General features: G+C 64.3%; 5 protein-coding genes and 3 rRNA genes. 1 reads left to right on the forward strand and 7 read right to left on the reverse strand.

Annotation, left to right across the window (positions count from 1 at the left end):
* Window positions 1-516: 516 nt before the first annotated feature.
* The 6 genes from OG435_RS21910 to OG435_RS21935 form a co-directional block, all read right to left on the reverse strand.
* Window positions 517-660 carry a hypothetical protein gene (locus OG435_RS21910; protein ID WP_266878940.1) on the reverse strand — a complete coding sequence of 48 codons (144 nt, stop codon included), beginning with the start codon at window positions 658-660 and terminating at the stop codon, window positions 517-519.
* Between the two features lie 1,020 nt (window positions 661-1,680).
* Entirely contained in the window at window positions 1,681-2,244 is a 564-nt protein-coding gene (locus OG435_RS21915) for a hypothetical protein (RefSeq protein ID WP_266878942.1), read from the reverse strand.
* A gap of 192 nt (window positions 2,245-2,436) precedes the next feature.
* Window positions 2,437-2,554 (reverse strand): 5S ribosomal RNA (gene rrf, locus OG435_RS21920).
* Between the two features lie 74 nt (window positions 2,555-2,628).
* A 23S ribosomal RNA gene (locus OG435_RS21925) occupies window positions 2,629-5,752 on the reverse strand.
* Between the two features lie 284 nt (window positions 5,753-6,036).
* Window positions 6,037-7,561: ribosomal RNA gene (locus OG435_RS21930) — 16S ribosomal RNA — on the reverse strand.
* Together the 16S, 23S and 5S rRNA genes form the textbook arrangement of a ribosomal RNA operon.
* 584 nt (window positions 7,562-8,145) lie before the next feature.
* The gene (locus OG435_RS21935; RefSeq protein ID WP_266878944.1) at window positions 8,146-8,682 is read right to left on the reverse strand and encodes a MarR family winged helix-turn-helix transcriptional regulator; all 537 of its coding nucleotides are present in this window, start codon (window positions 8,680-8,682) and stop codon (window positions 8,146-8,148) included.
* A 123-nt stretch (window positions 8,683-8,805) separates the two neighbouring features.
* Between OG435_RS21935 and OG435_RS21940 the strand changes: the two genes are divergently transcribed.
* The gene (locus OG435_RS21940) at window positions 8,806-10,095 is read left to right on the forward strand and encodes an MFS transporter (protein WP_266881974.1); all 1,290 of its coding nucleotides are present in this window, start codon (window positions 8,806-8,808) and stop codon (window positions 10,093-10,095) included.
* Window positions 10,096-10,169: 74 nt separating this feature from the next.
* Here OG435_RS21940 and OG435_RS21945 read toward each other — a convergent pair whose 3' ends face one another.
* On the reverse strand, window positions 10,170-11,954 hold the full coding sequence (locus OG435_RS21945; RefSeq protein WP_266878946.1) for an ATP-binding SpoIIE family protein phosphatase: 1,785 nt from the start codon (window positions 11,952-11,954) through the stop codon (window positions 10,170-10,172).
* Window positions 11,955-12,101: the final 147 nt, after the last annotated feature.

The raw sequence follows: 12,101 nt of genomic DNA on the forward strand, positions 1-12,101 counted from the left end.
GGTGTGCTGGGTGAGCCGTCCGGGAAGGTCGCGGCGGCCATCCAGATGGTGTGGTCGCGGGCGATCTGGTCGATGCCGCTCTCGGTGGCGACGTCGTGTTCGCGACGGGTGGTGTCGCGGCGGACGACCTCGTAGCCACCCTCGTCCAGTACCTCGACCGAATCGCGACGAGTGCGCCTTGTCGCCCCCGCACCCGCAATGGACGAGCCCGTAGCCGGCCCAGGCCGTGATCGTCGGGCTCGTCCTGTTCGCCACCCGGCAGATCATGGAGTCGACATTCACCTCCCAGGTGATCAGACCGGCGGCGTCCGCCCGGGCCTGCAACCCGGTCAACACCGACGACCAGACAGCATCACGCTGCCACCACCGGCGGAAGGGCCCATAAACCGTCTGCTACAGCCCGTACTCGGCTGGCAGATCCCGCCACGGGACGCCGGTCCGCACCCGCCAGCGGATCCCGTCGATCAACACCACGACCGGCAACAACGGCCCCACAGCAACGCCCACTGGTCATCTTCAGTGCAGGGCTGGCGTGCCCGGCTTCGCGTGCAGGTTCCTGGACCCCCGGCGGTCGACTTCTTCGGCGGCGCCGCCGGTGCCCGACCACCACAGCCAGACCGGCTTGTTCCGTCCGCCGCTGGGGAGTTTCTCCCCGGTCAACCGGATCACCGTGCTTCGCCGGGCGCCCGCCCCCGCGGCGGGCAGATCCACCAAGAGGTGCGCGATCCGGGGCACGTCGCAGCCGGCATCGAGGACGACGAGGACATGCGGCTACCCCCGCCACCATCGGCCAGCCGCAGTAGGGCGTCCGATGACCTCGCGGGCCCGGGCAACGGTGACGGCGGCGTCCGTACTGTGCGGTGGGGTTCGGGGAGGGACACCGCGAGGTGTTCTCGCCGGCCATGGACGCATGGTGGAACACCGGCAGGAGCGAAGTGCCGTGCCCGACGTGCGGGCGAGTGGTGCCCCTGGCAGCGTGGGAATGGGCCGGCGACGGGCTTGCCTTCGCGTACCTAGGGTTCGAGTTCTGGAACGGGCCCGCGCTGCTTCCGGAGTTCGTCATGGAGCTGGGCCAGGTACTCGGGCGCCGGACCCGGTTCGTGCGAGGACGGATCTAAGCGCTGTCCCGTAAATGATCTCCGAGTCGCCTCGGGTGCGGTTGGCCGTGGTGCGGGCTGCCCGCCTATCCGGCGAGGGCGAGGTTGTGCATGCAGGCGATGCCGAGCACCGCTTGGTGCAGGGCCTGCTGTGGGACTCCCACGCACATCAGTCGTTGCGGCTTCCGGGCCGGGGCCGGCCGACCACGACAATCAGCACGATGTCGTTCGCGCACCTCTTGCGGGACTGGGGCGCAAGAATCCGACCGAGACGGTCGATGGGTAGGCGCCGTCCGCGATGACCGTCGTCCTGGATGCTGCCGTCGGCAGGTCCGACTCGCGTCGGACACGGGCATCGGCCTTGTTCCCCGAAGACGGGCGGGGGCTCGCGACGACCAGGCAGCTGTCCGCGTCGGGGACCGGCCGGGAACATACCCAACAGCGGAGGGAGCTGGCGCATCGTGAGGTTCGTCCGGTAGTGCGCCGCCACCAGCAGGACCCGGCCGGCAACGGGAGCCACCGATGGCCAACCCCTACACCCTGGCCCTGAAGGCCGCCTGCCGCTTCTGACCCACACGTGCGCTCAGTACAGATCGGTCCTGTAGGAATCCTCGGGATCGGTTCGGCATACGTAGATCCTCAACTCGCCGCCCCCGGACACGACCACACCGATGGCTTCCCCGCTGGACACGGTCAGCAGCAGATCCATCGGCGCGTAGCAGTTCGCGCAGGTGAAGCAGTCCCCGCAGGCGCACTCGTCCCCGTCGGGTGTCCTCCACCGGGGTCCGCCGCCCACCTTCCAGACACCGGGTCGGCTGGGCGGCGCCCGTGCGGGCTCCACGGCTTCCTCGGTCTCGATCAGACAGGGCCGGGGCACGAGCCACGACTCGGAACGGACGGGTGCCACAGGGGTGAACTGCCCACGCCCCTCGGTCTCCGCGACCCGCCGCCACTCCATGTGCAGCAGGGGCCCCCGCTCGGGCTGCCCCGCCATGGGCGGCCCGACGTGCTCATTGGGGCACCACAACACCTGGAACAGATCCATGTCCCCGTACCACCAGCCACCCGGCACGTCCCGCCGGTACAGCTGCACCACAGGCACCAGCGCGCACGCGTTCCGCCCCGACCGGTCCCGTTCGTCCGGCATCAAGCACCTCGGCCACGGATCGCCCGCCGGCCAAAGCAACGGCCCCCCGATAGAACTGTCACCGGGCCCCGGGCTGCCGGGTACGGGAGTGAGCAACGTGACCGGCGTCGGATCAGCTATCTCCATGCCCGGAGCCTAAACGCAGAAAAGCCCCGCACCAGTTTCCTGGTGCGGGGCTTTCCCACAATGATTGTTCGGCGGCGTCCTACTCTCCCACAGGGTCCCCCCTGCAGTACCATCGGCGCTGAAAGGCTTAGCTTCCGGGTTCGGAATGTAAACCGGGCGTTTCCCTAACGCTATGACCACCGAAACACTATGAAGTTAACCAACCGGACATGAACACAGTTCGTTACTTCAGAACTAACACAGTGGACGCGAGCAACTGAGGACAAGCCCTCGGCCTATTAGTACCAGTCAGCTCCACCCGTTACCGGGCTTCCACATCTGGCCTATCAACCCAGTCGTCTACTGGGAGCCTTACCCTCTCAAGGAGGTGGGAATACTCATCTTGAAGCAGGCTTCCCGCTTAGATGCTTTCAGCGGTTATCCCTCCCGAACGTAGCCAACCAGCCATGCCCTTGGCAGGACAACTGGCACACCAGAGGTTCGTCCGTCCCGGTCCTCTCGTACTAGGGACAGCCCTTCTCAATATTCCTACGCGCACAGCGGATAGGGACCGAACTGTCTCACGACGTTCTAAACCCAGCTCGCGTACCGCTTTAATGGGCGAACAGCCCAACCCTTGGGACCGACTCCAGCCCCAGGATGCGACGAGCCGACATCGAGGTGCCAAACCATCCCGTCGATATGGACTCTTGGGGAAGATCAGCCTGTTATCCCCGGGGTACCTTTTATCCGTTGAGCGACGGCGCTTCCACAAGCCACCGCCGGATCACTAGTCCCGACTTTCGTCCCTGCTCGACCCGTCGGTCTCACAGTCAAGCTCCCTTGTGCACTTACACTCAACACCTGATTGCCAACCAGGCTGAGGGAACCTTTGGGCGCCTCCGTTACTTTTTGGGAGGCAACCGCCCCAGTTAAACTACCCATCAGACACTGTCCCTGATCCGGATCACGGACCGAGGTTAGACATCCAGCACGACCAGAGTGGTATTTCAACGACGACTCCACAACCACTGGCGTGGCCGCTTCAAAGTCTCCCACCTATCCTACACAAGCCGAACCGAACACCAATATCAAACTATAGTAAAGGTCCCGGGGTCTTTCCGTCCTGCTGCGCGAAACGAGCATCTTTACTCGTAGTGCAATTTCACCGGGCCTATGGTTGAGACAGTCGAGAAGTCGTTACGCCATTCGTGCAGGTCGGAACTTACCCGACAAGGAATTTCGCTACCTTAGGATGGTTATAGTTACCACCGCCGTTTACTGGCGCTTAAGTTCTCAGCTTCGCCACACCGAAATGTGACTAACCGGTCCCCTTAACGTTCCAGCACCGGGCAGGCGTCAGTCCGTATACATCGCCTTACGGCTTCGCACGGACCTGTGTTTTTAGTAAACAGTCGCTTCTCGCTGGTCTCTGCGGCCACCCCCAGCTCACGGAGTAAATCCGATCACCAGGACTGGCCCCCCTTCTCCCGAAGTTACGGGGGCATTTTGCCGAGTTCCTTAACCATAGTTCACCCGAACGCCTCGGTATTCTCTACCTGACCACCTGAGTCGGTTTAGGGTACGGGCCGCCATGAAACTCGCTAGAGGCTTTTCTCGACAGCATAGGATCATCCACTTCACCACAATCGGCTCGGCATCAGGTCTCAGCCTTATATGAGGGACGGATTTGCCTACCCCTCGGCCTACACCCTTACCCCGGGACTACCACCGCCCGGGCTGGACTACCTTCCTGCGTCACCCCATCGCTTACCTACTACAAGTCTGGTTCGCCGGCTCCACCACTTTCCTTTCCCCGAAGGGTCCGGAACGGCTTCACGGGCTTAGCATCGCCTGATTCGATATTGGGCGTTTCAAAGCGGGTACCGGAATATCAACCGGTTGTCCATCGACTACGCCTGTCGGCCTCGCCTTAGGTCCCGACTTACCCTGGGCAGATCAGCTTGACCCAGGAACCCTTAGTCAATCGGCGCACACGTTTCTCACGTGTGTATCGCTACTCATGCCTGCATTCTCACTCGTGAACCGTCCACAACTAGCTTCCGCTGCTGCTTCACCCGGCACACGACGCTCCCCTACCCATCACAGCGGGCGTTGGCCCTATTGCTGCAATGACACGACTTCGGCGGTACGCTTGAGCCCCGCTACATTGTCGGCGCGGAATCACTTGACCAGTGAGCTATTACGCACTCTTTCAAGGGTGGCTGCTTCTAAGCCAACCTCCTGGTTGTCTCTGCGACTCCACATCCTTTCCCACTTAGCGTACGCTTAGGGGCCTTAGTCGATGCTCTGGGCTGTTTCCCTCTCGACCATGGAGCTTATCCCCCACAGTCTCACTGCCACGCTCTCACTTACCGGCATTCGGAGTTTGGCTAAGGTCAGTAACCCGGTAGGGCCCATCGCCTATCCAGTGCTCTACCTCCGGCAAGAAACACGTGACGCTGCACCTAAATGCATTTCGGGGAGAACCAGCTATCACGGAGTTTGATTGGCCTTTCACCCCTAACCACAGGTCATCCCCCAGGTTTTCAACCCTGGTGGGTTCGGTCCTCCACGAAGTCTTACCTCCGCTTCAACCTGCCCATGGCTAGATCACTCCGCTTCGGGTCTAGAGCGTGCAACTCAATCGCCCTATTCGGACTCGCTTTCGCTACGGCTTCCCCACACGGGTTAACCTCGCTACACACCGCTAACTCGCAGGCTCATTCTTCAAAAGGCACGCAGTCACGACTGTATGTGCAAGCACATACAGCGACGCTCCCACGGCTTGTAGGCACACGGTTTCAGGTACTATTTCACTCCGCTCCCGCGGTACTTTTCACCATTCCCTCACGGTACTATCCGCTATCGGTCACCAGGGAATATTTAGGCTTAGCGGGTGGTCCCGCCAGATTCACACGGGATTTCTCGGGCCCCGTGCTACTTGGGAGATTCTTAAGCAAGCCGCTGATGTTTCGTCTACGGGGGTCTTACCCTCTACGCCGGACCTTTCGCATGTCCTTCGACTACATCAACGGTTTCTGACTCGCCGACCGGCCGGCAGACCGATCAAAAGAATTCCCACAACCCCGCATGCGCAACCCCTGCCGGGTATCACACGCATACGGTTTGGCCTCATCCGGTTTCGCTCGCCACTACTCCCGGAATCACGGTTGTTTTCTCTTCCTGCGGGTACTGAGATGTTTCACTTCCCCGCGTTCCCTCCACACTGCCTATGTGTTCAGCAGTGGGTGACAGCCCATGACGACTGCCGGGTTTCCCCATTCGGACACCCCCGGATCAAAGCTCAGTTGGCAGCTCCCCGGGGCCTATCGCGGCCTCTCACGTCCTTCATCGGTTCCTGGTGCCAAGGCATCCACCGTGCGCCCTTAAAAACTTGGCCTACAGATGCTCGCGTCCACTGTGTAGTTCTCAAGCAACGACCAGTCACCCATCACCCTCACCCAAAAGGCGAAGTTCACTGGGGCCGGCATCACGAAGATAAGACCTTACGGCCGTACCCTCAGATACCCAACAACGTGCCAAGCACGATCCCCCGTCAGTGAGTCACTTTCCACGCCGAAGCAGTACTTGTGATCCATCCAGGAAACCGTGCCAACTAATCAACGTTCCACCCTGAGCTGACCGTGCAGAACGTTTGTCTGCAATCGGTACTGTGCTCCTTAGAAAGGAGGTGATCCAGCCGCACCTTCCGGTACGGCTACCTTGTTACGACTTCGTCCCAATCGCCAGTCCCACCTTCGACAGCTCCCTCCCTTACGGGTTGGGCCACCGGCTTCGGGTGTTACCGACTTTCGTGACGTGACGGGCGGTGTGTACAAGGCCCGGGAACGTATTCACCGCAGCAATGCTGATCTGCGATTACTAGCAACTCCGACTTCATGGGGTCGAGTTGCAGACCCCAATCCGAACTGAGACCGGCTTTTTGAGATTCGCTCCACCTCACGGTATCGCAGCTCATTGTACCGGCCATTGTAGCACGTGTGCAGCCCAAGACATAAGGGGCATGATGACTTGACGTCGTCCCCACCTTCCTCCGAGTTGACCCCGGCGGTCTCCTGTGAGTCCCCATCACCCCGAAGGGCATGCTGGCAACACAGGACAAGGGTTGCGCTCGTTGCGGGACTTAACCCAACATCTCACGACACGAGCTGACGACAGCCATGCACCACCTGTATACCGACCACAAGGGGGGCACTATCTCTAATGCTTTCCGGTATATGTCAAGCCTTGGTAAGGTTCTTCGCGTTGCGTCGAATTAAGCCACATGCTCCGCTGCTTGTGCGGGCCCCCGTCAATTCCTTTGAGTTTTAGCCTTGCGGCCGTACTCCCCAGGCGGGGAACTTAATGCGTTAGCTGCGGCACCGACGACGTGGAATGTCGCCAACACCTAGTTCCCAACGTTTACGGCGTGGACTACCAGGGTATCTAATCCTGTTCGCTCCCCACGCTTTCGCTCCTCAGCGTCAGTAATGGCCCAGAGATCCGCCTTCGCCACCGGTGTTCCTCCTGATATCTGCGCATTTCACCGCTACACCAGGAATTCCGATCTCCCCTACCACACTCTAGCTAGCCCGTATCGAATGCAGACCCGAGGTTAAGCCTCGGGCTTTCACATCCGACGTGACAAGCCGCCTACGAGCTCTTTACGCCCAATAATTCCGGACAACGCTTGCGCCCTACGTATTACCGCGGCTGCTGGCACGTAGTTAGCCGGCGCTTCTTCTGCAGGTACCGTCACTTTCGCTTCTTCCCTGCTGAAAGAGGTTTACAACCCGAAGGCCGTCATCCCTCACGCGGCGTCGCTGCATCAGGCTTTCGCCCATTGTGCAATATTCCCCACTGCTGCCTCCCGTAGGAGTCTGGGCCGTGTCTCAGTCCCAGTGTGGCCGGTCGCCCTCTCAGGCCGGCTACCCGTCGTCGCCTTGGTGGGCCATTACCCCACCAACAAGCTGATAGGCCGCGGGCTCATCCTTCACCGCCGGAGCTTTTAACCCCCGCCCATGCAGGCAGGAGTGTTATCCGGTATTAGACCCCGTTTCCAGGGCTTGTCCCAGAGTGAAGGGCAGATTGCCCACGTGTTACTCACCCGTTCGCCACTAATCCACCCCGAAGGGCTTCATCGTTCGACTTGCATGTGTTAAGCACGCCGCCAGCGTTCGTCCTGAGCCAGGATCAAACTCTCCATGAATGTTTACCCGTAATCGGGTGCACACGCACTTAGAGCGGGACAGTCATGTCGGAATAAGACCGACCGTCCACTGCGTCCTCGCTGTGTAATTGCCTGCAAGTGTCAGGGCCGAAGCCGCGACCTCACAGGTCTTTTTCAAAGGAACCTCATCCACCGAAATGGACGGGGTATCAACTTTTTGGCGTTGATTTTTGGCACGCTGTTGAGTTCTCAAGGAACGGACGCTTCCTTTGTACTCACCCTCTCGGGCTTTCCTCCGGGCGTTTCCTTCGTTCTTGTGTCTCCGACTCTATCAGACTCTTTCGGGCCTGACTCCCAGTCAGCGGGTTTTGTCTTCCGGGCTGTTGGGCCCTTCCGACTCCCGAACTCTAGTGGATTTCCCAGGCGATTCATAATCGACCTTCAGAAATGAATTCGGGCATGCCGAATGCGTTCCCAGTGGGAGATCTTGCTGAGTTGGGTGCCGCAACGAGGCGGCGGGATTTGTTGTCTTCGGAACCTTTCGGCTCAGGGACAACTCGAAGAACCTTACGGATCCGCGGGGCCCGTGTCAACCTCAGGATCGGGGCCGGGTCGTTGGGCGGTCAGTGCGGGGACTGGAGGTCCTCTACGCGCTCCAGGAGGCGGGTGAGCATGTCACCCAGTACGCCCCGCTCCGCCGTGGAGAGGTCCTGGAGGAGGTCCTCCTCGAAGACCGTCGCCGCGCGCATCGCGTCCAGCCACTTGCTGCGACCTTCGGCGGTGAGCTCCACGATCACGCGGACGCGGTTGTTCTCGTCCCGCTCGCGCGTGACCAGCCCTTCCGCCGTCATGCGGTCGATCCGGTGGGTCATCGCCGCCGGCGTGAGGCCCAGCTGCTTCGCGAGCTCGCTCGGGCCCATCCGGTACGGGGCTCCGGAGAGGACGAGGGCCTTGAGGACCTCCCACTCCGCGTTGCTGATGCCCAGGGCCGCCGTCTGGCGGCCGTACGCGACGTTCATGCGGCGGTTCAGGCGGCTGAGGGCCGAGACGACCTTCTCGACCTGGGGGTCGAGGTCCTGGAACTCGCGCTGATAGACGGCGATCTGTTCGTCGAGGCTCGGCTCGTGGACGGGCGTAGTGCCGTCGGGGGTGTCACCCATGGTTCGAAGTATGGCACGGGGCCGTTGGCGTCTAACTCCTTCGGTGTGTAGTGTTAAGGATCAAACTTTAGGTATGAAGTCTTCAAGCTTCAGCAATCAAGGTGGTGAGAAGTGACCAAGGTGATGGGCGCTGCGATGCGGAGGATCCAGGCCGGGAACGCGTTGACCGCGTTCGGTATCGGATTCACGGTTCCGTTCCTCTACGTCTACGCGGCGAAGGTGCGAGAACTGGACCCCATGTGGGCGACGGGTACGTTCATGGCGTTCGCCCTCGGTGCGCTTCTCGCGCTGCCCTTCACCGGGCGGGTGATCGACCGGCGCGGTCCGGTCCCCGTCGTCATCGGTGCGGCCCTCGTGGCCTCGCTCGGTGCGCTGTCGCTCGGCCTCTCCACCGGCGTGGTCGCGATCCTGCTCTCCGCGCTCGCGCTGGGTGCCGGTCAGGCGGTCATGCAGCCGGCGCTGGCCACGATGATCGTGCGGTGCTCCACCCCCTCCACCCGGACCCGTGCCTTCGCGCTGCAGTTCTTCATGCAGAACCTCGGTCTGGGCATCGGCGGTCTGATCGGCGGGCTCATCGTCGACGAGACCCGGCCCGGCAGCTTCACCCTGCTCTTCGGCATCGAGGCCGTGATGTTCCTGGTGCTGGCCGGGGTCATCGCCACCGTGCGGATGCCGCAGGCGCCGACCATCAGCAACGCGCTGGCCAAGGCCGCCGCGCAGTCGGGTGGTGGCTGGAAGCGGCTGATGGAGCACAAGGCGATGGTGCAGTTCTGCGTCCTCGGCTTCGTCCTGTTCTTCGCCTGTTACGGGCAGTTCGAGTCGGGTCTCGCCGCCTTCGGCACCGAGGCCGCCGGGATCTCCCCGTCCACGCTCGGGTTCGCCCTCGCCGCCAACACCGGGGCGATCGTGCTCGCCCAGTTCGTTGTCCTCCGGCTGGTCGAGAACCACCGCCGGTCCCGGGTGATCGCGCTGGTCGGCCTGCTGTGGACCGTCGCGTGGATCATCGCCGCCTTCTCCGGGCTGGGACACGGCAGTGCCGTCATGGCAGGCGCCGCGTTCGTGACCACGTACGCCCTCTTCGGCATCGGTGAGGCGATGCTGTCGCCGACGCTGGCGCCACTGGTGGCCGATCTGGCTCCCGAGGGGTCCGTGGGCCAGTACAACTCGGCCTTCGCGCTGGTCAAGCAGATGGCCCTGGCGCTCGGGCCGCTCGGTGTGCCGCTGGCCGCCGGGGTGCCGATGCTCTACATCGGGGTCTTCGTCCTGGTGTCGCTCGGCATCGCCGGGCTGGCGCTGCGGCTCGGCAAGCACCTGACGCCGGTGCAGGACAACCCGTCCCTGGCCGGGAGCACGGTCGTGGCCGGGTCGGGGGAGCAGGTCAAGGCCTCCGGGCCCGTGGCCGCGCAGGTCTAGCGGGTATCGCGGGTAAGAGGTACGGCTGATGTGAGGAAGCCCCGGTCCTGGGACCGGGGCTTCTTCGTGTCCGGCTACTTGTCCTTGTCCGGGAGGGCGAACTCGCACCAGACGGCCTTGCCGCCGCCCGGAGTGCGGCGCGAGCCCCAGGCCGAGGCGATGGTGGCGACGATGGAGATGCCGCGGCCGGTCTCGTCGGCCGGTTCGGCGCGGCGGCGGCGCGGGAGGTGGTCGTCCCCGTCGGTGACTTCGATGATCAGCCGGCGGTCGGTGCGGCGCAGGCGCAGGCGCATGGGCGGGGTGCCGTGCTGGAGGGAGTTCGCGACGAGCTCGCTGGCGGCGAGGACGCCGAGGTCGCACAGCTCGACCGGGAAGCGCCAGGAGGCGAGGACGCCCTGGGCGAAGGCGCGGGCGCGCGGGGCGGCCTCGATGCCGCCGAGGAGTTCGAGGGCCGCGTTGTGGAAGAGCTCGGCGTCCGCGCCGGTGCGGGCGGGCTGCTGGAGGACCATCACGGCGACGTCGTCGTCGTGGTCGGCGTCGACGCCGAGGGCGCGCATCAGGCGGTCGCAGATCACGGCGGGGGTGCCCTGGGCGCCGGAGAGGGCGCGCTCCAGGGCGGCGACGCCCTCGTCGATGTCCTCGCCGCGGCGCTCGACCAGGCCGTCGGTGTAGAGGACGGCGGTGGAGCCGGGGCCGAGCGCGATGGTGCCCGAGGTGTGGAGCCAGCCGCCGGTGCCGAGCGGCGGGCCGGTGGGGTCGGCCGCGCGGCGGACGGTGCCGTCCTCGTCGCGGACGAGGATCGGGAGGTGGCCGGCGGAGGCGTACGCGAGGAGGCCCTCGTTGGGGTCGTGGACGGCGTAGACGCAGGTGGCGATCTGGCTGGCGTCGATCTCGGCCGCCAGTCCGTCGAGGAGCTGCAGGACCTCGTGGGGCGGCAGGTCGAGGCGTGCGTACGCGCGGACGGCCGTGCGGAGCTGGCCCATGACGGCGGCGGCGCGGACGCCCCGGCCCATGACGTCGCCGATGACCAGGGCCGTGCGGCCGGCGCCGAGGGTGATGACGTCGTACCAATCGCCGCCGACGGCGGCTTCGGTGCCGCCGGGCTGGTAGGTGGCGGCGACGCGCAGGTCGTCGGGCTGCTCCAGTTCCTGCGGGAGGAGGGAGCGCTGGAGGGTGACGGCGGCCTCGCGCTGGCGGCGCTCGCTGGCGCGCAGCCGCTCGACGGCCTCGGCGTGGTCGGTGACGTCGGCGAGGTGGATCAGGACGCCGGTGCCGGTGCCTTCCGCTTCGCTGTCGGGGCCGGTGCCCGCGCTCGTCTTGGGGAACTCGATCGGGGTGCACGTGACCGTGTACGAGCTGGTGCCGCCGGGCGCGGTGCGGTTCTTGGCCGTACGGGGCTTGCCGCTGCGCTGGACCTGGTCGAGGAGCGGGAGCAGGCCGAGGTCCCCGAGTTCGGGGAGGGCCACGTGCGCGGGCGCGCCGGGGGCGCGGGCGCCGAAGCCCGAGGTGTAGGCGTCGTTGACGTAGGCGACGCGGTGCTCGGGACCGTGCACGAGGGCGACGAGGGCCGGGAGGCGGTCGAGGACCTCGCGTACGGAGAGCTCTTCGAGGGACGGTGCGGGGGTTCCCGTACCGGTCGCGGCTGCTGCGGCGGAGCCGGTGCCGGGGGCGGAACCGGTGCCGCGGACCGTGGGGTCGGCGGGGCAGCCGTCCGGGCCGGTCACGGAAAGGCCGGCGGCGCCGCGGGCGGCCGGGACCGAGCCCTCGCCCCTTTTGGCCTGGGCGGCGGCGTGTTCGGACCGGGCGGCGGCGCGACGCTGCGTTCCGGGAAACCGGGCGCTCCAGCGCGTGAAGTTCACTGCTTTCAAGCCTCGTGGTGTCGCTCGTGGTCGCTGTGTCACTCGGTGGCGATCGGGTGGCACTCGGATGTCACGCTGATGTCACTCTGTGCAGGTGTGAGCCCACCTATGGTCACACGTCCAGTGTGGCCGACGGGACTGACAGCA

Origin of the sequence: Streptomyces sp. NBC_01264 (genome assembly GCF_026340675.1) — a bacterium.
GTDB lineage: Bacteria > Actinomycetota > Actinomycetes > Streptomycetales > Streptomycetaceae > Streptomyces.